Here is a 25,381-nt window from a genome sequence, read left to right as displayed (position 1 = left end):
GCTATGTAGAGATAGCCGGGGCAATGGTTTTCGCGAGCAGACCTCGCCATGCGGGGGCGGGCAGGTTCAGGCGGGGACCGGAGGGGTTCTTGGAGTCGCGGATCAGGGTGTTGGCGCCGGTCAGCGCGACCTCGACGCAGTCGCTGTTGGCACCGCCGCTATAGCTGCTCTTGCGCCAGGTGGTGTCGGCCATGCCTGTCTCCCGGGTGGTCGTACCTGCTCGCCAGCTTGGCGAGCACGTCCCGGGATTGTCCTGGATCGAGTGCGACCGCGTCGAGCCGAGGGAAGAGCTTCCAGTACCGCTGGACTTGGGCGAGGTCTTCGATGAAGAGGCCGGTGATGTAGCCGTCGAGGTAGGCCAGGGGCCTGCTCTCGGCGAAGCTGAACACGCGGAAGGCACCACCGAAAACCGAGCGCTCTCCCGCCGAGGCGGGGATCACCCGCACCACCACGCGCTGGGAAGCGGTGGCGAAGACCAGGCTGAGCAATTGCTCGTGCATGACCGCCGCATCGCCGATCATCAGGTGGAGGGCGTGTTCGTGGATGAAGAACACGAACTGCGCGTCTCCCCGGTGCAGCGCCCGCTGGCGCTGTATCCGAGCGCCGACGTGGAAGTTCACTTCCTCCGGGGTGTGTCCCCCTTCGGCGCCGATCATGGCGTGCGCGTATCGCTCGGTCTGGAGCAGGCCCGGGATCATCTGCGGCTCGTAGCTGTGCGAGGCGGTGGCAGAAGCCTCGTGGAAGACCAGGGAGCGCACAGCTTCATCCAGCATGGGGGCGTGCGGGGCAAGCCAGTGGCCATTAGCGAAGTTGGCAGCCCTGACCAAGGGGACCAGCTCGGTGATGCCCTCGTAGGAAACCCCGCAGCGGGCGAGGTGGTGGACCATGTCCACCTCGGAGATGGTCCGATCGCCGGTTTCCAGGCGCGACAGCACGCCCGGGTCCCAACCGAGGACCCGGGCCAGCTCGTTCAGACCGAGGCCCGCCCGTTCGCGGTGCGCCCGCAGGGCCGCGCCCAGTTCCCGGCCACAGGCCTTGGACTTGGAAGTCATGCCGTGAATCTAAGGGCGCCCGTGGCCGATTCCGGCGGGCGCGGCCGGGGTTTCACCCCAAGGGATCAGGTGTTGTCAGGCTGCATCAGCGCGCGGGCAGCGATGAACGCCTCGACGGCGCGGTCGATGTCCTCCGCTGTGTGGGCGGCTGACATCTGGGTGCGGATGCGGGCCTTGCCGTGCGGCACCACCGGGTAGGAGAAGCCGATCACGTAGATGCCTTGGGCCAGCAGGAGGTCTGCCATGCGGCCCGCCTCGGCCGCGTCGCCGATCATGACCGGGATGATGGGGTGTTCGCCCGCCAGGAGGTCGAAGCCCGCTTCGGTCATGCGGGTGCGGAAGTGGGTCGCGTTGGCGCGGAGGCGGTCCAGGAGGTCCGGGGTGATCAGGTCCAGGGCGGTGAGGGCGGCGGCGGTGATGCTGGGGGCCAGGGAGTTGGAGAACAGGTAGGGGCGGGAGCGCTGGCGCAGGACGTCCACGATTTCCTGGTGGGCGGCCACGTAACCGCCGCTGGCGCCGCCGAGGGCCTTGCCGAGGGTTCCGGTGTATATGTCGACTTTGTCGCCGACGCCGAAGTGTTCCGGGGTGCCCGCACCGGTTGCGCCCATGAAGCCGACGGCGTGGGAGTCGTCGACCATGACCAGGGCGTTGTACTTCTCCGCCAGGGCCGTGATCTCGTCGAGGGGGGCGAGGTAGCCGTCCATCGAGAAGACGCCGTCGGTGGCGATGAGGCGGTAGCGGGCGTCTTGGGCGGACTGGAGTTGGGCTTCCAGGTCGGCCATGTCGCGGTTGCGGTAGCGGAGGCGGCGGGCCTTGGACAACCGGATGCCGTCGATGATGCTGGCGTGGTTCAGCTCGTCGGAGATGATCGTGTCCTGATCGGACAGCAGGGTCTCGAACAGGCCGCCGTTGGCGTCGAAGCAGGAGCTGTAGAGGATCGTGTCGTCGGTGCCGAGGAACTGCGACAGCCTGCGCTCCAGCTCCTTGTGCGGCTCCTGGGTCCCGCAGATGAAGCGGACCGACGCCATGCCGAAGCCCCAGTCGGTGAGCGCCCGCTGGGCGGACTCCACCAGCGCCGGGTGGTCGGCGAGGCCCAGGTAGTTGTTGGCGCAGAAGTTCAGGACGTTCCCCGAGGCGACCTGGATCGCGGCGCGCTGCGGGGACTTGAGAACGCGCTCGTCCTTGAACAGGCCCGCCTCGCGGATCTCGCCGAGGGTGGTCCGCAGGTCTTCGCGTAGCCGGCCGAACATTCAGCTCTCCCAATCCAGGACGACTTTGCCGCAGTTGCCCGCGCGGGCGGTGGCGAACGCCCGCTCGTGCTCGGTGTGGTGGAAGCGGTGGGTGATCACGGGCGCCAGGTCCAGCCCGCCCTGCAACAGCACCGACATGGCGTACCAGGTCTCGAACATCTCGCGGCCGTAGATGCCCTTGAGCGTGATCATCTTCTGCACCACGGCGGCGAAGTCCACCGGGATCTCGGTGGCGGGCAGGCCCAGCATGGCGATCTTGCCGCCGTTGGTCATGTTGGCGATCATCTCGCGCAGCGCCGACGGCTGCCCGGACATCTCCATGCCGACGTCGAACCCCTCGGTCATCGCCAGCACCGGGTACACGTCGGCCACCTTGGCACCGCTGACGTCGAGGGCCACGTCCACGCCGAGCTTGCGGGCCAGGTCGAGCCGGTGCTCGCTGACGTCGGTGATGACGACGTGCCGGGCACCCGCGTGCTTGGCGATCGCGGCGGCCATCAACCCGATCGGCCCGGCGCCGGTGACCAGCACGTCCTCGCCGAGGACGGGGAAGGACAGCGCGGTGTGCACGGCGTTGCCGAACGGGTCGAAGATCGCGGCGATGTCCAGGTCGAGCGGGTGGCTGTGCACCCAGGCGTTCTGCTCGGGGATGACCGCGTACTCGGCGAACGCGCCGTCGGTGTGCACGCCCAGGCCGATCGTGCGCGCGCACAGGTGCCGCCGACCCGCCCGGCAGTTGCGGCAGGTGCCGCACACCAGGTGCCCCTCACCGCTGACAAGGTCGCCCTCCCGCACCTTGGTCACGGCCGCCCCGACCTCCACCACCCGGCCGACGAACTCGTGCCCGAGGACCAGCGGCGCCTTGATCGTCCTGGCCGACCACCCGTCCCAGGCGTCGATGTGCAGGTCGGTGCCGCAGATGCCGGTGCGCAGCACGCGCAGCTTGACCTCCCCGGGACCCACGGCGGGCTCGGGCACGTCGACCAGGGACAACCCGGGGCCGGGTGCGGTCTTGACCAGTGCCTTCACGGTGCCTCCGTCGCATGGGGACGCTCACCCGTGAGTCTGCTGCCGGTGGGCACTGCGGTCCATCCGGACTTTCTGCACTGCGTTGTCAGGCCACCTGCACAGCGGCCGTCAGGCCTCTTGGACGAGCGCCCGGATGACAGTGGCGATCAACGGGTGCTCTTGGCGGCCGGTCCGGGTCAACGCGAACACGTGCCGGGCGGCCGGGATCGCGAGTTCCACCCCTCGGCCCTCGGGCAGGGCGGTGCGCGGGATCAGCGCGACAGCCCCGGCGGCGATGAGGGCCAGTTGGGCGGTGAAGTCGTCGGAGGTGTGGTGGATGCGGGGCCGGAACCCCGCGCCCTGGCACGCCTGGAGGACCACGTCCTGGCAGGGGTTGCCCGCCGAGGGGACCACCCAGGGGTCGCGGGCCAGCTCGCGCAAGTCGACCTCGACGTGCCCCGCGAGCGGGTGGCCCGGCGGGAGGACCGCGTCGAACGGCTCGGAGTAGAGCGGCGTGCTGGCGACCCGGGGGTTCTCCTCGGGCCGCATGGTGACGGCGATGTCGATCTCCCCGTCGAGCAGCATCGGCAGGCTGTGGTGCCCCTCGGCGTCACTGACGTGCACCTCGATCCCCACCCGCCGCAGGTTCGCCGCAGCCGGGGCCACCACCCGGGTGATGGCCGTGGCGAACGCGGCCACCCGAACCCGCCCGGCCCGCCCCGCCGCCAACTCCGCGAGCCGCGCCTCCGCGCGGTCCAACTCCGCGAGGACGGCATCGGCGTGCTCGGCCAGCAGTTCCCCGGCAGCCGTCAACCACACCCGCCGCCCCTTGCGGCGCAGGAGTTCCTGCCCCGCCTCGGACTCCAGCACGGCCAACTGCTGCGACACCGCCGACGGCGTCAGGTGCAACGCGCGCCCCGCCGCCGTCACGGTCCCGTGGTCAGCGAGCGCCCGCAACACCCGCAACCGCCGTGGGTCGATCACAGCCCGCCCGCCTCGACTCTCACTCCGCCACCTCGGCTCCACTGCCTCGCGCCGCCACCTCGGCTCCTCGGCTCCGCAGCTCCGCGCCATCACCTCGGCTCCGCCATCTCGGCCCCGCAGCTCCGCGCCGCCGCCTCGGCTCCGCGCGAACCCCGGTCACCAAGATCCACACCCTCGCGCGCGACACCATCCACAACCCCCACCCTCCCGAGGGGATTCGCGGCCCTTGAGGCCATTCTACCTGCGGGGATGTGCGGGTGGGGGGTTGTGGATCTTGCCTGTGGACAACTCGCCGGGGGTGTTGTCGCCCGGGTGGGTGGAGTTGGGGCTACAGGACGATGTTGACCAGGCGGCCGGGGACGACGATGACCTTGCGGGGGGTGCCGCCGTCGACCAGGGCGGCGACCTTGTCGTCGGCCAGGGCGGTTGCCTTGACCTCGTCCTGGGTGGCCGCCGCCGGGACGGTGATGCGGCTGCGGACCTTGCCGTTGACCTGGATGGGGTATTCCACGGTGTCCTCGACCAGGTACTTCTCGTTCGCGGTCGGGAAGGGGCCGTGGGCCAGGGACTCGGCGTGGCCCAGCTTCGACCACAGTTCCTCGGCCAGGTGCGGGCACAGCGGGGCCAGCATCGGGACGATGGCCTCCGCGACGACGCGGGGGGCGCCGCCGGGGAAGTTCTTCGTCAGGTGGTTGTTCAGCTCGATCAGCTTGGCGCCCGCGGTGTTGTAGCGCAGGTTGGCGTAGTCCTCGTGCACACCGGCGATCGACTTGTGCAGCAGGCGCAGCGTGGCCTCGTCCGGGGTGTCGGCGACCACGCGGGTTTCGCCGGTCTCCTCGTCGACCAGGTTGCGCCACAGGCGTTGCAGGAAGCGCTGGGCGCCGATGACGTCCTTGGTGGCCCAGGGGCGGGAGACGTCCATGGGGCCCATCGACATCTCGTACATGCGGAAGGTGTCGGCGCCGTAGGTCTCGCACATCTCGTCCGGCGTGACCACGTTGCGCAGGCTCTTGCCCATCTTGCCGTACTCCTGGCGGACCTCCTGGTCGCCGTGGAAGTACTTGCCGCCGCGCTCGACGACCTCGCCGGCGTTGACGTACACGCCGCGCGGGTCGACGTAGGCGTACGCCTGGATGTAGCCCTGGTTGAACAGCCTGCGGTAGGGCTCCTCGCCGGTGACGTGGCCCAGGTCGAACAGGACCTTCTGCCAGAAGCGGGAGTACAGCAGGTGCAGGACCGCGTGTTCGACGCCGCCGACGTACAGGTCGACGCCGCCGGGGTCGTTCGGGCCGTGCTCGGGGCGCGGGCCCAGCCAGTACTGCTCGTTCTCCGGTTCGCAGAAGCGGTCGGGGTCGGTGGGGTCGACGTAGCGCAGCTGGTACCAGCACGAACCGGCCCAGTTGGGCATGGTGTTGGCGTCGCGGCGGTAGGTCTTGACGCCGTCGCCCAGGTCCAGGTCGACGGTGATCCAGTCGGCGGCCCGGGACAGCGGGGGGGAGGGCTCGGAGTCGGCGTCCTCGGGGTCGAAGGTGCGCGGGGAGTAGTCGTCGACCTCGGGCAGTTCGATCGGCAGCATGGATTCCGGGACCGCGATCGGGGTTCCGGCCTCGTCGTAGACGATCGGGAAGGGCTCGCCCCAGTAGCGCTGGCGGGAGAACAGCCAGTCGCGCAGCTTGAACTGGATGGTGCCCTCGCCGTGGCCGTGCTCCTCCAGCCAGCCGATCGCGGCCTTCTTGGCCTCGTCGATGGGCAGGCCGTCCAGGAAGCCGGAGTTGACCGCCGGGCCGTCGCCGGTGAACGCCTCGCCGTCGAAGCCCTCGGGGGGCTGCACGGTGCGGCGGACGGGCAGGCCGAAGGCGGTGGCGAAGTCCCAGTCGCGCTGGTCCTGGCCGGGCACGGCCATGATCGCGCCGGTGCCGTAGCCGGCCAGCACGTAGTCGGCGATGAACACCGGGATGCTCTCGCCGTTGATCGGGTTGACCGCGTGCGCGCCGGTGAAGACGCCGGTCTTCTCCCGGTTCTCCTGCCGCTCCAGCTCCGACTTGGTCGACGCGGCGCGGCGGTAGGCGGCGACGGCGTCGGCCGGGGTGGTCGCCCCCCCGGTCCAGCGCTCGTCGGTGCCCTCGGGCCACTGCGCGGTGGTGATCGTGTCCACCAGGGCGTGCTCTGGGGCCAGGACCATGTAGGTGGCGCCGAACAGGGTGTCGGGGCGGGTGGTGAAGACGACGATGGTCTCCGCGCCCGAGGCGAACTTCACGCGGGCGCCGTTGGAGCGGCCGATCCAGTTGCGCTGCATCGACTTGACCTTCTCCGGCCAGTCCAGCCGGTCCAGGTCGTCGATCAGGCGGTCGCCGTAGGCGGTGATCCGCATCATCCACTGGCGCAGGTTGCGGCGGAACACCGGGAAGTTGCCGCGCTCGGTGCGGCCGTCTGCGGTGACCTCCTCGTTGGAGACCACCGTGCCCAGGCCCGGCGCCCAGTTGACCGGGGCTTCGGACAGGTAGACCAGGCGGTGCTCGTTCAGCACCTTGGCGCGCTCGGCCGCGGACAGCTCGCCCCACGGCTTGCCGTCGAAGGTCTCCCCGGACGCGGCGAACTTCGCCTCCAGCTCGGCGATCGGGCGCGCTTTGCCCCGCTCGGCGTCGTAGTAGGAGTTGAAGATCTGCAGGAAGATCCACTGCGTCCAGCGGTAGTACTCCGGGTCGATCGTGGAGATCCGGCGCCGCTCGTCGTGGCCCAGGCCCAGCCTGCGGATCTGGCGCAGGTAGGTCTGGACGTTGTCCTCGGTGGTCTTGCGCGGGTGCTGGCCGGTCTGCACCGCGTACTGCTCGGCGGGCAGGCCGAACGCGTCGAAGCCCATGGTGTGCAGCACGTTGCGACCGGTCATCCGGTGGTAGCGGGCGTACACGTCGGTGCCGATGAACCCCAGGGGGTGGCCGACGTGCAGGCCCGCGCCCGACGGGTACGGGAACATGTCCTGCACGAACAGCTTGTCGGCCGGGACCTCCGCGCCGCCCGACAGCGGGCCGACCGGGTTCGGCGCGTGGTAGGTGCCGTTGGCCTCCCAGTACTCCTGCCAGCGCTGCTCGATCCGGCCTGCCAGCTCGGCGGTGTACCGGTGCCCCGGGACCGTGTCCGGTGTGGTGTCGCTCATCCGAGGGTTCCTTCCACTGCGTCTCCTGCTTGCCCTGACAACAAGAAACCCCTCAGCCAACGAATGGCATGAGGGGTTGCCGCGCTCACCAGTGGCTGGTCAGCGCGGCCCAGCAAGGAGCAGGCGAGCCGTACTCATGTGGAACAGGGTACCGCACCCGTGCAGCGCTTTTCGGTAGCGCTCCCCGGTTGCGGCGAACCCCGTCCAAGCGATCCCGGCGCGCCGCTTACCATCGAGCCGTGAACCTCGTGCCGCTCGCCCCGCTGGTCGCGGGCCTCCCGCTGCTCGCCGTCGGATTCCTCGGCCTGACCGAGCGGCTGCCGCGCAACCGCTTCGGCGGGGTGCGGACCCCGGCCACGCTGCGCAGCGACGAGGCGTTCCGGGTGGGCAACAAGGTCGCCGGGCTGCCGACGCTGGTCGCGGGCGCGGTCGGGGTGCTGGGCGCGGTCGCGGCGTGGGCCATGCCGGGGACCGGCGGGCTGCTGGTGGTGGCGCTGATCGCGTTCGTCGGGCTGGTCGCCATCACCCTGGCGGGCGGTGTGCTGGGCAACCGGGCGGCGGACGCGGTGCCGGAGCCCGCGCCGGAACTGCCCGCGGGTTGCGCCGGGTGCCAGTGCGGCGCGGGCGGCTGCGGGACGTTCACCAAGACCGCCTAGTTGTCCTTCACGTCACCCGGGTGGGTGGCCAGCAGCGCCAGCGGCATCCCCTGCCTGCGCAGGACCCGGCCCCACAGGTCCTCCTCCGCGGGGGCCAGCACGTCGTTGGGCAGCGCCGGGACCACGATCCAGTCGCCGCGGTCGATCTCTCCCGCGAGCTGGCCGACGTCCCACCCGGCGTAACCGGCGAAGACCCGCATCCCCCGGAACTTGGGGACCAGGACCTCCGGGTCGGCGTCGAGGTCGACCAGGGCCACCGGGCCGCGCACGCTGATCAGGCCGGTGACGCCGTCGAGGTTCTCCCCGGTGCGCATGGCGGCCAGGCACAGCGCCGTCTTCTGCTCGACCGGGCCGCCGACGAACACCGAGCCGGGGCGGGTCACGTGCGGGCCCCAGTTCGGCAGCACGTCGTCCACCGGGACGTCGCTGGGGCGGTTGAGCACGACCCCGAGCGTGCCCTCGCCCCGGTGGTCGATGACGTAGACCACCGTGCGGCGGAAGTTGGAGTCGAGCAGGCTCGGCGCCGCGACGAGCAGCGTTCCCGGCTCGACCTCGGGATCGGAGGTCACCCCGCCATGATCCCACCTCGGCGGCGGGAGGCGGCAGCCAACACGGCGCAGACGGGAACAACACCGGCGAGTCGCGCGTTGAAGGGGGTGGTCGGCACCACCGTGTCCCCCGGGCTCAACCTGAACCGCCTTCGTGGAATACCGCTCGGCTGGAGCCACGTTGCGCGACCCGCCGTGAGGCGACCGGGTGTCGACCCCGGATTGGGCGGTCCCTCGGGGCCGCCCAATCCGGTTTTCTAGGCTGTCCCGTCGTGAGCACCGTCGGGCACGACCGGGTCGGAGCGCGGGCGCTCCTCGCTGGGGCCGGGTTCCGCCGACTCCTGTACAGCCGCTTCGCCGCCCAGTGGGGTGACGGCCTGTTCCAGGCCGGTCTGGCCGGGGCGGTCCTGTTCAACCCGGAGCGCGAGGCCGACCCGCTGGCGATCGCCGCCGGTTTCACCGCGCTGCTGCTGCCGTACTCGCTCGTCGGCCCGTTCGCGGGCGCCCTCCTCGACCGCTGGGACCGGCGGCGGGTGCTGGTCGTGGCGAACCTGCTGCGCGGGGTCCTGGTGCTGGTGTCGGCGCTGGCCGTGGCACTGGGGTCGACCGGCCTGTTCGGGCTGGCGCTGGTGGTCGTGGGGATCAGCCGCTTCGTGGGGTCCGGGCTGTCGGCGTCGTTGCCGCACGTGGTGCCGGTGCCGACGCTGGTGGAGGCGAACGCCCTGGCCACCACCCTGGGCTCGGTGGTGACGGTGTTCGGCGCGGTCTGCGCGGTCGGCCTGCGCGCGGTGTTCGGCGACGGGGACGTCGGGTCGGGGGCGACCACGGCGTTCGCGGTGCTCGGCTCGGTGGCGGCGGCCTGGTTCGCAGGCCGGTTCGCGGCGGGTGCGCTGGGACCGGACGAGGTCAACGAGCCCAGGGAAACCGTGCGGGCCATCGCGCGCGGCCTGTTCGACGGCGGTCGGGCGGCGGTGCGGACACCGTCGGTGCTGGCCGGGTTCGTGGCGCTGCTGGCGCACCGGGCGGCGTTCGGGGTGGCGCTGCTGCTGGTGGTCCTGCTGATGCGGTTCCGGTTCGACTCCGGCCTGGGCGGTCTGGGCCTGGTCGCCGGGCTGTTCGGGGTGGGCATCCTGGTCGCCGGGCTGACCACCGCGCGGATAGTCGCCCGGTTCGGGCGGCGGCGGACCGTGCAGGGGGTGCTGGTGCTGGGGGCGGTGGCCATCGTGGGCCTCGGGCTGCCGCTGGCCATGCCGACCGTGCTGGCGGCGGCACTGCTGATCTCGTTCGCCGGGCAGATCGTGAAGCTGTGCGTGGACGCGGCGGTGCAGCGTGACATCGGGGACGACACGCGCGGGCGGGTGTTCGCGCTCTACGACACGCTGTTCAACGTCACGCAGGTGGCGGCGGTGGCGCCGGCCGCGCTGGTGGTGGCCCCGGACGGGGCGTCGCCGGGGCTGATCCTGGCGGCGGGCGGGTGCTACCTGGTGGGCCTGGTCGGCTTCACGGCGGTCACCCGCCACGGGTGACGCGGGTTGTCCACAGGCGAGGGTTTTTCCGCCGCGTCACTCCATGGTTGTCCACAGGTTTTCGGCAGGTCTGTTCCCGCAGGTCAGGAGCGATAGACTGGCTTCGGGGACGCCCCCCAGGGAGTGGCGGGGGCTGCTTTGCGGGCGGGTGGCCGCGGACCTGCCTTGATAGCCGCATCCGGGCAGGGTGGAATGACGCGGTTTCCTCGCACCTCAGGTACGGGGTTTGTGGTGCTGTGCAGGTGCCGAAGCCGTTCCGGGCCGTGTGCTACCTCGCCGTCTGGCCGCTGCTCGCGGACGTGGCGCCGGTCGAGCCCTGGTGCATCGCACGCGTGTCACCCGGGTTCGTCGCTGCGCGCTGTGAGTGCATAAGGGGCATGCCACCACCTGCTAACGCGCTACCTCCCCGGTGCCGTCTCGCGCTTGCTCACGATCCGCTCGTCTTCCTGGTAGTTGTCGCCCCCGGGTGGAGCCATGTTGGTGACCAGGAGGTCGGTGACGACCCCGTCGGCGCAGGTGACTCGCAGCACCTGGCCCCGGTTGCCTAGGTCCACCGGTTCGACCGAGGAGACTCCGGGGTGCTCCGTGAGCAGATCACTCACCAGAGCCCGAAAACGGCTGTTGCGCACGGCTCACCACCCCTGCTTCGGCGGCTGGTAGTCCCTGTGGTCCGGGATGCCCGGGCCGCTGGTCTGCATCACCTGGACGGCACCTGTGCCACCGTTGGCGAAGTTCGCCTTGATCAGCACGTGGTTGTAGGCCACGTCCGGGGACAATTCCACTCCCCGCCGCATGTCCACGAACTCGGTGATCTCATCGTGGTCAAGTGCGCGCAGGCGCTCGTCCAGCCAATCCGTGAGTTCGTTCAGCTTCACCGGCCCATCCTCGCACCCGGGATCAAGCGGGGGTGATGCCCTGCTCCCGCGCCCACTCGCGCAGGGCGGCGATGGCCTCGTCGTGGTCCATGGGGCCCCGGTCGAGGCGGAGTTCCTTGAGGTGGCGCCACGCCTGGCCCACCAGGGGACCCGGGGGGAGGCCGAGCAGGCGCATGATCTCGTTGCCGTCGAGGTCGGGGCGGACCCTGGCGAGGTCTTCCTCCTCCGCGATGCGGGCGATGCGCTCCTCCAGGCCGTCGTAGGTGCGCTGGAGGGCGTTGGCCTTGCGGCGGTTGCGGGTGGTGCAGTCGGCGCGGACGAGCTTGTGGAGGCGGGGGAGGAGGTCGCCCGCGTCGGTGACGTAGCGGCGGACCGCGGAGTCGGTCCACTCGCCCTTGCCGTAGCCGTGGAAGCGCAGGTGCAGGAACACCAGCTTGGCCACGTCCTCGGTGAGGTCCTTGCTGTAGCGCAGGGCCCGCAAGCGCTTTCGGACCATCTTGGCGCCGACCACCTCGTGGTGGTGGAAGCTGACGCCGCCCCCTTCGACGTGGCGGCGGGTGTCGGGCTTGCCGATGTCGTGCAGGAGGGCGGCCAGGCGCAGGACCAGGTCCGGTTCGGCGCCCTCTTCCTCCAGGTCGATGGCCTGGTCGAGGACGACGAGGGAGTGCTCGTAGACGTCCTTGTGCTGGTGGTGCTCGTCGATCTCCAGGCGCATCGCGGGCAGCTCGGGGAGGACGTGGGCGGCGAGGCCGGTGTCGACCAGCAGCTCGACGCCGCGGCGGGGGAACTTGCCGCAGAGGAGCTTGGACAGCTCGGCCTGGACGCGTTCGGGGGTGATGCGGGCGATCTCGGCGCACATCGACGTCATGGCCTCCAGCACCCGGGGGGCCGGGGTGAGGCCGAGTTGGCTGGCGAAGCGGGCCGCGCGCAGCATCCGCAGCGGGTCGTCGGCGAAGGACTCCTGGGGGGTCGCCGGAGTGTCCAGCACGCGGTCGTCCAGGGCGGACATGCCGTCGTGGGGGTCGATGAACTCGCGTGAGGCCAGGTCGATGGCCATGGCGTTGACGGTGAAGTCGCGGCGGACCAGGTCGGCCTCGACCGTGTCGCCGAAGCGGACCTCGGGGTTGCGGGTGACCCGGTCGTAGGCGTCGGAGCGGAAGGTGGTGATCTCGCAGACGATGCCGCCCTTGCTGGCGCCGACGGTGCCGAAGGCGATGCCGGTGTCCCAGACCGCGTCGCCCCAGGGGGAGACCAGGGCGAGGATCTGCTCCGGGCGGGCGTCGGTGGTGAAGTCGAGGTCGTTGCCGTGCAACCGGCCGAGCATGGCGTCGCGGACGCTGCCGCCGACCAGGTAGAGGCTGTGGCCTGCACGCGCGAAGCGGGCCGCCAGGTCGTCTGCGACGGGGGAGACGCGCAGCAGCTCCACCACCGCGTTCTGGGCTGCCGAGGTTCGGGACACGGTTGACGAGGTTATCCGCAACGGCCCGCGCGCCGTCCGCCCGCCGCCCCCACTGCGCCGATCGCACTACCATCGCCTCCATGCCCCCGTCTTCCGGCAGGTCCCGAGGCGCGCGGTCCGGCCGCCGGTTGCGCCGCCGCGGCCGGAAGCTGACCACGGTCGACGAGACCTCCGCGGGTGGTCTCGTCATCGACCGCTCCACCTTCCGGGTGGCGTTGATCGGCAGGTTGGACCGGCGGGGGCGGTTGCTGTGGTCGCTGCCGAAGGGGCACATCGAGGCCGGGGAGACCCCCGAGCAGACCGCGGTGCGCGAGGTCGCCGAGGAAACCGGCATCGACGGCGAGGTGGTGCGCCCGCTCGGCACGATCGACTACTGGTTCGTGGCCGACGGCACCCGGCGCATCCACAAGACCGTGCACCACTTCCTGCTGGTGGCGCACTCCTTCGAGCTGTCCGACGAGGACGTCGAGGTGACCGAGGTGGCCTGGGTGGACTTCGACGAGCTCGACGCCCGGCTGGCCTACGCCGATGAGCGCCGTCTGGTGCGCAAAGCCCGCCAACTACTCTCCGAGCATCCACTGTCACCCGATCCGGTGGAGTCGGACCTGCCCGAGGTCGGACGGGCCTGAACGCGATGCCTGGAGCGAACCCGTGACTGATCGACTGCGCCGCACCGGCCTGGTGGTGCTCACCGCGGTCCTGGCGGCGCTGGTGGTGCCGCTGCCCTCGGCGGCGGCGCAGCAGTCGGGGCGGCTGCGCGTCGACCTCGACCAACTGCTGCCCCGGGTGGTGGACGCGGCGGCGCAGGCCATCACCGTGACCGGGCGGATCACCAACACCGGTGACCGCAACGTCGAGCAGATCGAGGCCCGGTTGCAGCGCGGCGCGGTGCTCGACACCGAGTCGGCGCTGCGCGGCGCGCTCAACGACCCGCAGAAGACCGACGCGGTGAACCGCCCGCAGGTCAGCTCCACCTTCCAGCCGATCTCCGACCGCCTGGACCCCGGTGAGTCGGCGGAGTTCTCGATCTCCGTGCCGCTGGGCGCGGACAGGGGCGCGTTGAAGCTGGACCGGCCCGGGGTGTACCCGGTGGCCCTCAACTTCAACGGCGACCCGGAGTTCGGCCGCACCGAGCGGGTCGGCGCGCTGAGCACGCTGCTGCCGGTGCTGTCGGTCCCCGGTGGCGGCGCGGTTCCCCCGCCCGCCGCGCCGAGCAGGCTGACCGTGCTGTGGCCGCTGGTCGACGACCGGCCGCGCCGGGTGCAGACCCCGCTCGACGGGACCCCGCCGGTGTTCTCCGACGACGGCCTGTCCTCCTCGGTGTCCGGCGGCCGGTTGTTCAACCTGGTCGACGCGGTGCAGCGGGCGGCGCGGTCGAACGCGGCGGTGCTGCGCTCGCTGTGCTTCGCCGTGGACCCGGACCTGCTGGAGTCCGTGCAGGTGATGACCACCGGCTACCGGGTGCGCACCGCCGACGGGCGGCTGGTCGACGGCAGCGGCGGCCGGGCCGCGCAGTTGTGGCTGGACCGGGTGAAGGAGCTGACCCGCGGCCAGTGCGTGGTGGCGCTGCCCTACGCCGACGCGGACCTGGCGGCGCTGTCGCGGGCCGGGGCGACGACCCTGCAGGCCGACGCGCTCGACGTGGCCGCGCTGGTGGAGACCGCGCTGGGCACGAAACCGCTGGCCGGGGTGGTGTGGCCGGAGACCGGCACCCTCGACGCGCGCACCCTGGGCGACCTGGCGAAGCTGCGCCGCACCACGGTGCTGGTCGACTCCGGCAAGCTGCGCGACACCTCCGGCGCGGCGCCGTACCGGCTGGGCGACAACCTCAACGCCGTCCCCCACGACCAGTTGATCGCCAACTCGCTGTCCCCGCGGACCACCGGCGACGACTCCGGGGTGAAGACGTCCTCGGTGCAGAACGGGTTGGCGACCCTGGTGTTCCGCGCCGCCTTCCAGGCCGTTCCCGGGCAGGTCGAGCTGGTCGCCCCGCCGCGCAGGTGGAACGCATCCGGCGCGGAGCTGACCGTGTTCCTGCAGGCCATCGAGTCGCTGGAGGCCCAGGGCTACCTCGACACGCTGGGGTTGCAGTCGCTGGTCGACGGCGCCGAGCAGGGGCAGGCGGGCGGGGTGGACTACTCCGCCGCCGACACCGCCGCCGAGCTGCCGTCGTCGGCGGTCGCGGCCGTGGCCCAGGTCGACGCGACGCAGCGCGAGCTGACCAGCACCGTGCTGTTCGAGGACGACACCCAGCTCGTGCAGCCGGACGCGCTGGTGCAGCCGCTGCGCGCCGGGTTGATCCGGGCGTCGTCGGCCGCTTGGCGGTCCACCCCGGAGCGGGCGGGGGCGGCCACCAACGAGGTGTCGAACCAGATGTCGGCGCTGCTGTCGCAGGTGACGGTGACCGACCCGGGCAGGCCGCTGTCGCTGGCCTCGGCGGACAGCCCGATCCCGGTCTACATCACCAACTGGCTGCCGGTGAAGGTGCAGGCCCGGATCAACCTCGGGTCCACCCCCGGGCTCAAGCCGGAGCAGCAGATCGTGGTGCAGATCCCGGCGAAGGCGTCGCTGCCGCGCTACCTGCCCGCCGAGGTCACCCGGTCCGGCCGGTTCAGCGTCGACATCTGGCTGACCACCGAGCAGGGCACCCGGCTCGGCGGGACCTCCCGGGTCGAACTGAACTCGACCTCGTACGGCAGCATCACCCTGGCGGTAACCTTCCTGGCCGCCGGTGTTCTCGTGCTGTTGGTCGGCCTGCGGTTGTTCCGCAGGATTCGCGCGCGGCGCACGGCGGGCACCGCGGTGACCGACCAGCTCTGACGGTGCCCCGGCGGTGGCTCGGGGCAGGACCAGCTCTCAGGCGGGGTACAAGTGAGCACACCGAGGACGGACAGCGTGCAGCAGGACGCGCCCGGGGAGGGCACCGCGCAGGTGCCCCCGGCCCAGCGGGCGGCCGCGCCGACGCCGTCGCTGGCGAAGGCCAGCGGGTCGATGGCGATCGCCACCTTGGTCAGCCGGATCACCGGGTTCTTCTGGAAGATCATGTTGGCCTGGGTGGTCGGCACGGACGTGGTGTCCGACTCGTTCACCATCGCCAACACGCTGCCCAACATCATCTTCGAGCTGCTGCTCGGCGGGGTGCTGGCGAGCATCGTGGTGCCGCTTCTGGTGCGCTCGCAGGACGACCCGGACGGCGGCGCCGAGTACACGAACCGGCTGCTCACCGTGGGGCTCACCGGGCTGGCGGTCGGCACCGTGGTCGCGGTGGCCGCCGCGCCGCTGTTCACCTGGCTCTACGTGGACGGCTCGACCGGCCGGGCCAACCCGGACCTGGTGACGGTGTTCGCCTACCTGCTGCTGCCGGAGATCCTGTTCTACGGGCTGTTCGCGCTGCTCTCGGCGATCCTGCAGGCCCGGCAGGTGTTCGGGCCGACCGCGTGGGCGCCGGTGGTCAACAACCTGGTCATCATCGCCACCCTCGGCGCCTACGCGCTGCTGCCCGGCGAGATCACCATCGACCCGGTGCGGATGACCGACGCGCACGTGCTGACCCTCGGTGTCGGGGTGACGCTGGGCATCGTGGTGCAGTCGGCGATGCTGCTGCCCGCGCTGCGCCGGATCGGGTTCCGGTTCCGCTGGACCTGGGGCATCGACGCCCGGCTCAAGGAGTTCGGCGGGCTGGCGCTGTGGATTCTGGGGTACGTGGCGATCAGCCAGGCGGGCATGGTGATCACCCAGCGGGTGCTGACCGCGGCGGCCGACGGTGGCGCGACGATCTACGCCAACGCCTGGCTGCTGTTCCAGCTCCCCTACGGCGTCATCGGCGTCTCGCTGCTGACCGCGATCCTGCCGAGGATGAGCAGGGCCGCGGCCGCGGGCGACACGAAGAAGCTGGTCGACGACCTGTCGGTGGGGGCGCGGCTGTCGACGGTGATGCTGGTGCCGATCAGCGCGGTGCTGACGGTGACCGGGTCGGCGATCGGCGTGGCGCTGTTCAACGCCGGTGAGACGACCTTCGTCGCGGCGCAGCGGCTGGGCCTGGCGCTGGCGTTCTCCGCGTTCGGCCTGCTGCCCTACGCGCTGGTGATGTTGCAGCTCCGGGTGTTCTACGCGATGAAGGACGCGCGCACGCCGACGCTGATCATGGTCGTGATGACCGTGGTGAAGGTCCCGCTGCTGTACATGACCGCCGCCGTGGTGCGCCCCGACCAGGTGGTCATCGGCGTGATGCTGGTCAACTCGCTGACCTTCGTCGTCGGCGCGGTCCTGGGCCAGATGTGGCTGTGGGTGCGGCTGGGCAACCTGCACAGCAAGAAGGTCGTCAAGGTCATCGCGATGAGCGTGGTGGCCGGGGTCGCCGGGGTGGCCGCCGGGTGGCTGGTCACCGGGCTGGTGCTGCCCGCCGGGGTCGAGGGGCGGGTCAGCGCGTGGGTGGCGCTGGTGGTGCAGGGGCTGGTGGCGAGCGTGGTCGCGTTCGGCGTGCTCGCGCTGTTCCGGGTACCCGAGCTCAAGCCCGCGACCGACCGGATCACCCGACTGGTGCGCCGCGGTTGATCCGCTCGTCGCCGGTGGGCGGCGGATTTCCCGTACCCTCGTGAGCAACGTCGGCAGGGGCGTCGGCAGGCGGAGAGAACGGTGACGACAAGACGGACCGAGTACCCAGGGGGCGAGGGATCGGCTGGTCTGCGGGCCAAGGACGGTCTCCTCGTGCCCGGTGCCGTCGTCGGCGACGGCCGCTACCGGCTGCTGGCCCGGTTCGGCGTCGACGAGCGCGCCCGCGCCGAGCTGTGGCGCGCCCAGGACGGGCAACTGCGCCGCGACGTGGCGCTGACGCTGCTGGTCGCCGACCCGGGGGACGGCGCGGCCGCCGCGGCGGCCCGGCGCACCCTGGAGCGGGTCACCTACTCCGCCCCGATCACCCACCCCGGCCAGGCCAGGGTGCTCGACGTGCTCAGCCCCGGCAATGGCATCGGCCACGGCGAGGGCCTGCTGGGCATGATCGTGGCCGACTGGACCCAGGGCACCGACCTGCTCGACGTCATCGCCGAGCACCCGCTGCCGCCCGCGACCGCCGCCCGGCTGCTGGAACCGCTGGCCGCCGCGGTCGAACTGGCCCACCACAGCGGCCTGGTCCTCGGCGTCGACCACCCGCAGCGGGTGCTGGTCAGCCCCGAGGGCACGCTCAAGCTCGCCTTCCCCGGCCCGCTGCCCGACACCGACCTGCAGGACGACGTGCGCGGTCTCGGCGCGCTGCTGTACCTGCTGCTGACCGGCCGCTGGCCGCTGCCCGACGGCCCGGCCGGGGTGCCCGCCGCGCCGACCGGGCCGGACGGCCGGGTCGTGTCGCCGCGGGCGATGTTCGGCTACATCCCGCACGACCTCTCCGCCGCCGCGGTCCGCAGCCTGTCCGACGACGAGACCGGCGGCATCCGCACCAGCGCCGGGTTGATCCGGGTGCTGGAGCGGGCGAAGGCGGCCCCGGACGTCACCGAGACCATCGCGGCGGTCGACGAGGAAGAGGAGTACGAGGACGACGGCGCGGTCTGGACGACCCGGCGGCCCAGCAACGACCGCACCAAGCGGCGCAAGCTCGCCATCGGCGTGACCGCGCTGGCGGTGGCCACCGTCGGCGTGCTGGCCTGGCTCGGCACCCAGCTCATCGGCTTCTTCGGCGACGACGGCCCCAGCGCGGGCGGGCCGGTCGCGGTGGCCACGGCCCCGGGCGGCGTGCCGGAGAACGCGCCCGCCCCGCCGCAGCCCGCCCAGCCGATCGACGCCGCCAGCGTGAAGGTGTTCAACGTCAAGGGCACCGCCGACAACCCCAACCGGGCCAGCCGCGCGGTCGACGGCGACGCGCAGACCGCGTGGAAGACCGACAGGTACCAGCGGCAGTTCCCGGCGCTCAAGCCCGGTGTGGGGATTATGGCCTCGTTCGCCGAGCCGGTCCGCTTCGCCGAGGTCACCATCGACTCGCCGAGCGCGGGCACCGTGGTGGAGATCCGCACGGCCCCGTCGGAGAAGCCGTCGCTGGAGGAGACCAGGGTGATCGGGCGGGCCACCCTGTCGGCGGGGCAGAACAAGCTCCAGCTCGACAGCGCCGAGCCGTCCCAGCACCTGCTGGTCTGGATCACCGCCCTGGGCGAGGGGAACGTGTCCGAACTCACCGAGGTCGGGTTCGTGCGTTCCCGGTGACGGCGGGTCCGCCGGTCGGGCACAGCCCGTCACCGCTGGTCGGAGCCGGTCACACCGCCCGGGAAGTGCCCTATACCCTGTTCGCGTGACCGCCGCTGCCAGTTCGGACGCCGACCTCATCGCGGCGCACGCCGCGGGGGACGCACGCGCCTTCGCCGAGCTCGTGCGCCGCCACCGGGACCGGATGTGGGCCGTCGCGCTGCGCACCCTCCGCGACCCGGAGGAGGCGTCGGACGCGCTGCAGGAGGCGTTCATCTCCGCGTTCCGCGCGGCGGGGTCGTTCCGGGCCGAGTCCCAGGTCACCACGTGGTTGCACCGCATCGTGGTGAACGCCTGCCTGGACCGGGTCCGGCGCAGGCAGGCCCGCCCGACGGTGCCGTTGCCGGAGACCGGGCCGGGCGAGCCGGTCACCCCGCGCGACGCGATGGCGGAGCGGGAGACGCGGCTGGTGGTGCAGACGGCGTTGCAGGAGCTGTCCGAGGACCAGCGGGTGCCGATCCTGCTGGTGGACGTCGAGGGCTACTCGGTGGCCGAGACGGCGAAGATGCTGGGCATTGCCGAGGGCACCGTGAAGAGCCGTTGTGCGCGCGGTCGGGCGAAGCTGGCGAAAGTTCTCGGACATCTGCGGAACCCCGATGCAGATGCGAACGTCCCAGGTGGCGGTATGGACGGGCGAGATGTGCCGAGCAGGCGCCAGCGGGAGGGACGATGACGGACGAGGTTCGGGGCGGTCGAGGCCCCTCAGGCCCGCCGTGGTCTGTCGACCTCCTCGCCGACCTGCACGCGGGGGTGCTGGACCGGGAGCAGAGCGCCCGGTTGTGGCCGCGGGTGAAGGCGGACCCGGCGGCGCGGGCGATCCTGGACGCGCTGGAATCGGTGCGCACCGACCTCGGTGACCTCGGCGCGGCCCCGGTCGCGCCGATGCCCGCCCACTTGGCCGCGCGCCTGGACGCCGCACTGGACGCCGAGGCCCGACGGGCTCCCGGCGGTGGGGTGGCGGTCGCGCCGCTGCCGCCGCAGCCGGGGCTGGCCCCGGTGGTCGACCTGGACGCCGCGCGGCGCAAGCGCAACCGGATGGCCGCGTGGGCCGGTGGGCTGCTGACCGCGGCCGCCGCCGCGGTGGCGATCTCGATCGCGGTCGTGCCCACGTCGACGACGGGGGTGCCGAAGGCTGCGATGCCGCCCAGCGGGCAGACCCAGGTCCCGGGGGCGCAGCCGCCGCTGGCGGCCTCCAGCTCCGACCTGGGTGGCGCGATCGGCAAGGTCGGCACCACCAAGGACTACGGCGACCTCGGCGACCAGGCCGGGCTGGACCGGTGCCTGGCGGCCAACGACGTCGACCCGGCCAAGGCGCAGACGATCGGCGTGCGCCCGGTGACCCTCGACGGGAAGCCGGGGACGATGGCGATCCTGCTGGTGCCCGGCGAACTGGGGAAGTTCCGGGTGCTGGTGGTCGAGCCGGACTGCTCCGCGCTGGCCGACACCGTCATCGGCTGACGCGGTCGCGGCGGTCCTCCCGCTGCGGTTTTCCTCCGGGTCGCGCCGGTGCGACCCGTCACCGGCGGGCGCGGAACAACCGGCGCATACGATCGCGTTGACACCAGAGCGCCAGGGAAACGGCCCGGGCGACTTGTCGACGGAGGAGCAGCATGGCTGCGCAAGCGGACCAGATCCGTGACCTGATCATCGTCGGTTCCGGTCCGGCCGGGTACACGGCCGCCGTGTACGCCGCCCGCGCCCAGCTCGAACCGCTGGTGTTCGAGGGATCGCAGTTCGGTGGGGCGCTGATGACGACCACCGAGGTGGAGAACTTCCCCGGCTTCCGCGACGGCATCATGGGCCCCGAGCTGATGGAGCAGATGCGCGCGCAGGCCGAGCGGTTCGGCGCCGAGCTGCGCGCCGAGGACGTCGACGAGGTCGAGCTGACCGGCGAGGTCAAGTACGTCACCGCCAACGGCGTCCGCTACGCCGCGCGCGCGGTCATCCTGGCGATGGGTGCCGCCGCGCGCTACCTGAACGTGCCCGGTGAGCAGGAGCTGCTCGGCCGCGGCGTGTCGGCGTGCGCCACCTGCGACGGCTTCTTCTTCCGCGACCAGGACATCGCCGTGCTCGGCGGCGGCGACTCGGCGATGGAGGAGGCCACCTTCCTCACCCGGTTCGCCAGGTCGGTCACCGTCATCCACCGGCGCGAGGACTTCCGCGCCTCCCGGATCATGCTGGAGCGGGCCAGGGCCAACGAGAAGATCCGCTGGCAGCTCAACTCCGAGGTCACCGAGGTCACCGGCGACGGCACCGTCAAGGGCCTGAAGCTGCGCGACACCGCGACCGGCGCGGAGTCGGTGCTCGACGTCACCGGCTTCTTCCTGGCCATCGGCCACGACCCGCGCAGCGCGCTGGTCACCGGCCAGGTCGACGTGGACGCCGAGGGCTACGTGGTGACCAGGGGCAAGAGCAGCTACACCAACCTCGACGGCGTGTTCGCCGCGGGCGACCTGGTCGACCACGAGTACCGCCAGGCCATCACCGCCGCGGGGTCGGGCTGCGCGGCCGCGATCGACGCCGAGCGCTGGCTCGCCGAGCACGGTTCGGCGCAGGCCGAGTCGGCCCCCGAGCTGGTCGGCGGCGGCTACGGCCCCGGCACCAACTGACATCCCGCAACCTGTCTGAGGAGAAGAAGAGATGGCTGGCAACACCGTCGACGTGACCGACAAGACCTTCGTGGACGAGGTCCTGACCAGCGACAAGCCGGTGATCGTGGACTTCTGGGCGACCTGGTGCGGGCCGTGCCGGATGGTCTCGCCGGTGCTGGACGAGATCGCGGGCGAGAACAAGGACAAGATCACCGTGGCGAAGGTCGACATCGACAAGAACCCGGGCACCGCGCGCGACTACCAGATCATGTCGGTGCCGACGATGATCGTGTTCCAGGGCGGCAAGGCGGTGAAGACGATCGTGGGCGCCAAGCCGAAGGCCGTGCTGCTCAAGGACCTCGCCGACTACCTGGGCTGAGATCCCGGGCTGATCCCGGGCTGAGCCGGGCTGATCAGCCCAAACCGAGGCAACCCCGACCCGGGGCCCGTGCGTCCTGTGTGCGACGCACGGGCCCCGTTCGCACGTCGCACGCCCCTCCGGGTGCAAGCCAGGTGGACAAGGCACAATGGTCAGTCGTCACCGATTCCGCGCCCGTCCCTTCCCGCGGGTGCCCGTCCGGAGAGCGAGAGCGTGAATGCGGGTACTGCGCCGCGGCGATGGGGGACCGGCCGTGGCCGAGGTTCGGTCCACGCTCGCAGCGTTGGGCCTGTTGCCCCCGGTCACCGGCCCGGCCGAGCAAGTCCTGTTCGACCCGCTGATGGAGGGCGCGATCCGCGCGTTCCAGCAGCAGCGCGGGCTGATCACCGACGGGCTGGTCGGCCCGGCCACCTACCGGGCGCTGCGCGACGCCACCCACCAGCTCGGCGGTCGCCCGCTGGCGTACATGGTGTCCGCGCCGATCACCGGTGACGACGTCCTGACGCTGCAGGAGCGGCTGCTGGAGCTGGGCTACGACGCGGGCCGCCCGAACGGCGTGTTCGTCGGGCAGACCGAGTCGGCGCTGCGCAACTTCCAGCGCGACTACGGCCTGACCGTGGACGGCATCTGCGGCCCGGAGACGGTGCGCGCGCTGCGCCAGCTCTCCCCGCGCGCCCGCGGCGGTCGCCCGGTGCTGCTGCGCGAGCAGGAGCGGGTCCGCCGCTCGGGGCCGCGGCTGCGCGGCAAGCGGATCGTGATCGACCCCGGCCACGGCGGTGCCGACACCGGGATCGTCGCCGGGGACGTCACCGAGGCCGCGCTGATGTGGGACCTGGCCAGCAGGCTGGAGGGCCGGATGGTGGCCACCGGCATGGAGGCGCTGCTCTCCCGCGGCCCCGACCAGTGCCCGGACGAGTCCGAGCGCGCCCGGTTCGCCAACGACGCCGGGGCCGACCTGGTGCTGTCCCTGCACACCGACGCCAACAGCTCCCCGCACGCGCAGGGGGTGGCGAGCTTCCACTTCGGCACCGGCAACGGCGCCACGTCCACCCTGGGCGAGGCGATGGCCGGGCTGATCCAGCGCGAACTGGCCATGCGCACCGGGTTGCGCGACTGCGGCACCCACCCGAAGACGTGGGACGTGCTGCGGCTGACCCGCTGCCCGGCGGTGCGGATCGAGATCGGCTACCTGTCCAACGCCGAGGACCGGGCCCGGCTGGTCGACCCGGCGTTCCGGGACGTGGTCGCCGAGGGCATCGTCGTGGCGGTGAAGCGGCTGTACCTGCTGGGGGAGAACGACCAGCCGACCGGCACGTTCAGCTTCGCCGACGTGATGGCCCACGAGCTGCTGGCCCGGGGCTGACCGACCGCCCCCGCAAGCCTTTGCGGGGGCGTCTGCCAGGACTTATCCGCGTTGCAGCACCGGGTTCGCGGTGGACACCGAGACGGTGTTCAGCAGGCGCTCCAGGGCCGCCTCGACGTCTTCCTTCCAGGTGATCCCGGTGCGCAGCTCCAACCGCAGCCGGGGCCAGCGGGGGTGCGGGCGCACGGTCTTGAAGCCGACGCTGGTCAGGAAGTCGGCCGGGACCACGCAGGAGCGCTCCTCGTCCGGCTGCGCGTCGCCGAAGGCCTCGATCGCCTTCACGCCGCGGCGGGTGAGGTCCTTGGCCACCGCCTGCACCAGCATCCGCCCCAGGCCACCGCCGCGGAACTCCGGGACGATGTGGAAGCCGGTCAGCACGACCGCGTCGGCGCTGATCGGCGACGTCGGGAAGGCCGACGCGCGGGGCACGGCGTTCGGCGGGGCGTAGAGCACGAACCCGACCGGGAGCTTGTCGCTGTAGACGACCCGACCGCAGGAGCCCCACTCCAGCAGCACGCTGGAGACCCAGGCCTCCTTCTCCAGCTCGGTCGTGCCGAACTCCTCGGCCTGCTCCTTCAGGTGCGGCGCCAATTCCCAGTACACGCAGCCGCGGCAGTGCTTCGGCAGGTGCTCCAGGTTGTCCAGGGTGACGCCCACGACACGTCGGGACACCCAACCTCCTGATGCCTCGCGGACCTGTCGCAACGCCCGCACGGATCGCCGACGGCGAGTTGCATGGGTGACAACGGCCAACACAATATGACCCGTCCAACAATAGGGCGATGTGAGCTGCGCCGGAACCGCAGGGACCGATTATCGGAGGTAAGTCACCCCTCCGGTTACACTCGATCGGACTTGACAGCGACGGAGCGAGCCATGACCACGCCTGGACAGCAGCCCGAGAGAACCGGCTCCCGCAGCCTCGACCCGCACCTGCGGCGCTACGCGGCACGGGCGGGCGGGATGACCGCGTCCGAGGTCCGGGCGCTGTTCGCGGTGGCGAGCAGGCCCGAGGTGGTCTCGCTGGCCGGTGGGATGCCGAACCTGGCGGCGCTGCCGCTGGAGTCGCTGTCGGAGCAGGTCGGGCGGATCATCGCGGAGGAGGGGCTCACCGCCCTGCAGTACGGCTCCGCGCACGGCGTCCCGCTGCTGCGCGAGCAGATCTGCGAGGTCATGGCGCTGGAGGGCATCTCCGGGCACCCGGACGACCTGGTCGTCACGGTCGGCTCGCAGATGGCCCTGGACCTGGTCACCCGCATCTTCTGCGACCCGGGCGACATCGTGCTCGCCGAGGGGCCGTCCTACGTCGGCGCGCTGGGCACCTTCGCCTCCTACCAGGCCGAGGTCCGGCACGTGGTGATGGACGCCGACGGCCTGGTCCCGGAGGCGCTGCGCGCCGCCCTGGACGCCGCCAAGCAGGCCGGGCGGCGGGTCAAGTTCCTCTACACGATCCCGAACTTCAACAACCCCGCCGGGGTGACCATGGCGGTCGCCCGGCGGGCCGAGGTCCTCGACATCTGCGCCGCGCACGACGTGCTGGTCGTCGAGGACAACCCGTACGGCCTGCTCGGCTTCGACGGGCAGGTCTACCCGGCGCTGCGCTCGATGGACCGCGACAACGTCATCTACCTGGGCTCGTTCTCCAAGACCTTCGCCTCCGGCCTGCGCGTCGGCTGGGCGCTGGCCCCGCACGCGGTCCGGGAGAAGCTGGTCCTGGCCGCCGAGTCGGCCGCGCTGTGCGCCCCCACGCTCAACCAGATGGTCGTGTCCCGCTACCTGGCCACGCACGACTGGAAGGGCCAGATCAAGTCTTTCCAGACCATGTACCGCGAGCGGCGCGACGCGCTGATCTCCGGGCTGGAGCAGCACATGCCCGCCGGGTGCAGCTGGACCAACCCCGACGGCGGCTTCTTCGTGTGGATGACCGTGCCCGAGGGCGTGGACACCAAGGCGATGCAGCCGCGCGCGGTCACCGCCAGGGTGGCGTACGTGCCGGGCACCGGGTTCTACGCGGACGGGTTCGGCAGCAGGCAGATGCGCCTGTCGTTCTGCTACCCGCCGCCGGAGCGGATCTCCGAGGGCGTGCGGCGGCTCGCGGGCGTGCTGGCGCAGGAGATCGACCTGCTCAACACGTTCGGCCCGACCACCAGCCGCTCGCTGACCGGTCCGCAGACGCCTTCCCCCGACACGGCCTGACGTCCGGCACCCGGTACCGTCCGGTGCCCGTGCGGCGGGGCCCGTCGCTGTTGCGGTGCCCGCCGCCGGTCCTGTCCTGATGCCCGCAGCCCGGTTCGACAACCGGTCA

The 25,381-nt window shown here is 71.8% G+C and carries 23 protein-coding genes; 12 read left to right on the top strand and 11 right to left on the bottom strand.

Translation table 11 applies throughout. The features are described from left to right. Nucleotide 1: 1 nt before the first annotated feature. The 6 genes from UO65_RS35260 to leuS form a co-directional block, all read right to left on the bottom strand. Entirely contained in the window at nucleotides 2–193 is a 192-nt protein-coding gene (locus UO65_RS35260; RefSeq protein WP_084176417.1) for a DUF397 domain-containing protein, read from the bottom strand. Next, nucleotides 159–1,052 carry a helix-turn-helix domain-containing protein gene (locus UO65_RS30960; protein ID WP_035289881.1) on the bottom strand — a complete coding sequence of 298 codons (894 nt, stop codon included), beginning with the start codon at nucleotides 1,050–1,052 and terminating at the stop codon, nucleotides 159–161. The genes UO65_RS35260 and UO65_RS30960 overlap by 35 nt, the downstream gene beginning before the upstream one ends. Before the next feature lie 65 nt (nucleotides 1,053–1,117). Further along, nucleotides 1,118–2,302 (bottom strand): glycine C-acetyltransferase, encoded by a 1,185-nt coding sequence (locus UO65_RS30955; RefSeq protein WP_035289879.1) that lies wholly within the window; start codon nucleotides 2,300–2,302, stop codon nucleotides 1,118–1,120. Further along, nucleotides 2,303–3,331, bottom strand: a complete 1,029-nt coding sequence (gene tdh / locus UO65_RS30950; protein ID WP_035289877.1) for an L-threonine 3-dehydrogenase — start codon at nucleotides 3,329–3,331, stop codon at nucleotides 2,303–2,305. It abuts the gene before it with no gap. Nucleotides 3,332–3,439: 108 nt separating this feature from the next. Beyond that, entirely contained in the window at nucleotides 3,440–4,294 is an 855-nt protein-coding gene (locus UO65_RS30945; RefSeq protein ID WP_035289875.1) for a LysR family transcriptional regulator, read from the bottom strand. 328 nt (nucleotides 4,295–4,622) lie between these two features. After that, complete coding sequence (gene leuS, locus UO65_RS30940) at nucleotides 4,623–7,448, bottom strand: leucine--tRNA ligase (RefSeq protein ID WP_035289873.1); 2,826 nt, start codon at nucleotides 7,446–7,448, stop codon at nucleotides 4,623–4,625. Nucleotides 7,449–7,687: 239 nt separating this feature from the next. Here leuS and UO65_RS30935 point away from each other — a divergent pair, with 239 nt between their 5' ends. After that, the gene (locus UO65_RS30935) at nucleotides 7,688–8,104 is read left to right on the top strand and encodes an SdpI family protein (RefSeq protein WP_035289871.1); all 417 of its coding nucleotides are present in this window, start codon (nucleotides 7,688–7,690) and stop codon (nucleotides 8,102–8,104) included. Here the strand turns inward: UO65_RS30935 and UO65_RS30930 are convergent. Further along, the gene (locus UO65_RS30930) at nucleotides 8,101–8,673 is read right to left on the bottom strand and encodes a YqgE/AlgH family protein (RefSeq protein WP_035289869.1); all 573 of its coding nucleotides are present in this window, start codon (nucleotides 8,671–8,673) and stop codon (nucleotides 8,101–8,103) included. The genes UO65_RS30935 and UO65_RS30930 overlap by 4 nt on opposite strands. 251 nt (nucleotides 8,674–8,924) lie before the next feature. Here UO65_RS30930 and UO65_RS30925 point away from each other — a divergent pair, with 251 nt between their 5' ends. After that, nucleotides 8,925–10,178, top strand: a complete 1,254-nt coding sequence (locus UO65_RS30925; protein WP_035289867.1) for an MFS transporter — start codon at nucleotides 8,925–8,927, stop codon at nucleotides 10,176–10,178. A 398-nt stretch (nucleotides 10,179–10,576) separates the two neighbouring features. Here UO65_RS30925 and UO65_RS30920 read toward each other — a convergent pair whose 3' ends face one another. Genes UO65_RS30920 through UO65_RS30910 form a run of 3 tightly spaced genes read right to left on the bottom strand, consistent with a single transcriptional unit; the run spans nucleotide 10,577 to nucleotide 12,512 of the window. After that, a complete protein-coding gene (locus tag UO65_RS30920; protein ID WP_035289865.1) occupies nucleotides 10,577–10,780 on the bottom strand; it encodes a hypothetical protein in 204 nt (67 codons plus the stop codon). Between the two features lie 30 nt (nucleotides 10,781–10,810). Beyond that, entirely contained in the window at nucleotides 10,811–11,053 is a 243-nt protein-coding gene (locus UO65_RS30915; RefSeq protein ID WP_035289863.1) for a hypothetical protein, read from the bottom strand. A gap of 22 nt (nucleotides 11,054–11,075) precedes the next feature. Beyond that, complete coding sequence (locus UO65_RS30910; protein WP_052022043.1) at nucleotides 11,076–12,512, bottom strand: CCA tRNA nucleotidyltransferase; 1,437 nt, start codon at nucleotides 12,510–12,512, stop codon at nucleotides 11,076–11,078. A gap of 80 nt (nucleotides 12,513–12,592) precedes the next feature. On the opposite strand from UO65_RS30910, the gene UO65_RS30905 reads away from it, so the two are divergent. From UO65_RS30905 to UO65_RS30865, 9 genes are all read left to right on the top strand, one after another. After that, a complete protein-coding gene (locus tag UO65_RS30905) occupies nucleotides 12,593–13,141 on the top strand; it encodes an NUDIX hydrolase (protein ID WP_035289861.1) in 549 nt (182 codons plus the stop codon). Between the two features lie 22 nt (nucleotides 13,142–13,163). Beyond that, the gene (locus UO65_RS30900) at nucleotides 13,164–15,332 is read left to right on the top strand and encodes a DUF6049 family protein (RefSeq protein ID WP_052022042.1); all 2,169 of its coding nucleotides are present in this window, start codon (nucleotides 13,164–13,166) and stop codon (nucleotides 15,330–15,332) included. Between the two features lie 51 nt (nucleotides 15,333–15,383). Further along, complete coding sequence (gene murJ / locus UO65_RS30895; RefSeq protein WP_084176416.1) at nucleotides 15,384–17,066, top strand: murein biosynthesis integral membrane protein MurJ; 1,683 nt, start codon at nucleotides 15,384–15,386, stop codon at nucleotides 17,064–17,066. Nucleotides 17,067–17,147: 81 nt separating this feature from the next. Beyond that, nucleotides 17,148–18,704 carry a protein kinase family protein gene (locus UO65_RS30890; RefSeq protein ID WP_035289859.1) on the top strand — a complete coding sequence of 519 codons (1,557 nt, stop codon included), beginning with the start codon at nucleotides 17,148–17,150 and terminating at the stop codon, nucleotides 18,702–18,704. A gap of 85 nt (nucleotides 18,705–18,789) precedes the next feature. Then, nucleotides 18,790–19,416 (top strand): RNA polymerase sigma factor SigM, encoded by a 627-nt coding sequence (sigM, locus tag UO65_RS30885; protein WP_035289855.1) that lies wholly within the window; start codon nucleotides 18,790–18,792, stop codon nucleotides 19,414–19,416. Next, complete coding sequence (locus tag UO65_RS30880) at nucleotides 19,413–20,201, top strand: hypothetical protein (protein WP_035289852.1); 789 nt, start codon at nucleotides 19,413–19,415, stop codon at nucleotides 20,199–20,201. The genes sigM and UO65_RS30880 overlap by 4 nt, the downstream gene beginning before the upstream one ends. A gap of 152 nt (nucleotides 20,202–20,353) precedes the next feature. Next, nucleotides 20,354–21,352: a thioredoxin-disulfide reductase gene (gene trxB / locus UO65_RS30875; RefSeq protein ID WP_035289849.1), complete on the top strand. Its 999-nt coding sequence runs from the start codon at nucleotides 20,354–20,356 to the stop codon at nucleotides 21,350–21,352. 31 nt (nucleotides 21,353–21,383) lie between these two features. Then, nucleotides 21,384–21,713 carry a thioredoxin gene (trxA, locus tag UO65_RS30870; RefSeq protein ID WP_035289847.1) on the top strand — a complete coding sequence of 110 codons (330 nt, stop codon included), beginning with the start codon at nucleotides 21,384–21,386 and terminating at the stop codon, nucleotides 21,711–21,713. Between the two features lie 217 nt (nucleotides 21,714–21,930). Beyond that, nucleotides 21,931–23,076 carry an N-acetylmuramoyl-L-alanine amidase gene (locus UO65_RS30865; RefSeq protein ID WP_035289844.1) on the top strand — a complete coding sequence of 382 codons (1,146 nt, stop codon included), beginning with the start codon at nucleotides 21,931–21,933 and terminating at the stop codon, nucleotides 23,074–23,076. Between the two features lie 42 nt (nucleotides 23,077–23,118). On the opposite strand, the gene UO65_RS30860 is transcribed toward UO65_RS30865, so the two are convergent. Next, nucleotides 23,119–23,748, bottom strand: coding sequence for a GNAT family N-acetyltransferase (locus UO65_RS30860; RefSeq protein ID WP_110080682.1), 630 nt, complete (start codon nucleotides 23,746–23,748; stop codon nucleotides 23,119–23,121). A 204-nt stretch (nucleotides 23,749–23,952) separates the two neighbouring features. Here UO65_RS30860 and UO65_RS30855 point away from each other — a divergent pair, with 204 nt between their 5' ends. Continuing rightward, complete coding sequence (locus UO65_RS30855) at nucleotides 23,953–25,272, top strand: aminotransferase-like domain-containing protein (protein WP_110080683.1); 1,320 nt, start codon at nucleotides 23,953–23,955, stop codon at nucleotides 25,270–25,272. The last annotated feature ends 109 nt before the right edge of the window (nucleotides 25,273–25,381 follow it).

Source organism: Actinokineospora spheciospongiae, from assembly GCF_000564855.1.
Lineage (GTDB): Bacteria > Actinomycetota > Actinomycetes > Mycobacteriales > Pseudonocardiaceae > Actinokineospora > Actinokineospora spheciospongiae.
The sequence above is the reverse complement of the archived record's forward strand: the minus strand, read 5'-3'. Positions and strand labels throughout refer to the sequence as shown.

Excerpts from the sequence above, each read along its gene's own strand:
- trxA (WP_035289847.1), top strand. The coding sequence starts at position 21,384 with ATGGCTGGCAACACCGTCGACGTGACCGACAAGACCTTCGTGGACGAG.
- leuS (WP_035289873.1), bottom strand. The coding sequence starts at position 7,448 with ATGAGCGACACCACACCGGACACGGTCCCGGGGCACCGGTACACCGCC.
- UO65_RS35260 (WP_084176417.1), bottom strand. The coding sequence starts at position 193 with ATGGCCGACACCACCTGGCGCAAGAGCAGCTATAGCGGCGGTGCCAAC.
- UO65_RS30905 (WP_035289861.1), top strand. The coding sequence starts at position 12,593 with ATGCCCCCGTCTTCCGGCAGGTCCCGAGGCGCGCGGTCCGGCCGCCGG.
- trxB (WP_035289849.1), top strand. The coding sequence starts at position 20,354 with ATGGCTGCGCAAGCGGACCAGATCCGTGACCTGATCATCGTCGGTTCC.
- UO65_RS30960 (WP_035289881.1), bottom strand. The coding sequence starts at position 1,052 with ATGACTTCCAAGTCCAAGGCCTGTGGCCGGGAACTGGGCGCGGCCCTG.
- UO65_RS30865 (WP_035289844.1), top strand. The coding sequence starts at position 21,931 with ATGCGGGTACTGCGCCGCGGCGATGGGGGACCGGCCGTGGCCGAGGTT.
- UO65_RS30855 (WP_110080683.1), top strand. The coding sequence starts at position 23,953 with ATGACCACGCCTGGACAGCAGCCCGAGAGAACCGGCTCCCGCAGCCTC.
- UO65_RS30955 (WP_035289879.1), bottom strand. The coding sequence starts at position 2,302 with ATGTTCGGCCGGCTACGCGAAGACCTGCGGACCACCCTCGGCGAGATC.
- UO65_RS30880 (WP_035289852.1), top strand. The coding sequence starts at position 19,413 with ATGACGGACGAGGTTCGGGGCGGTCGAGGCCCCTCAGGCCCGCCGTGG.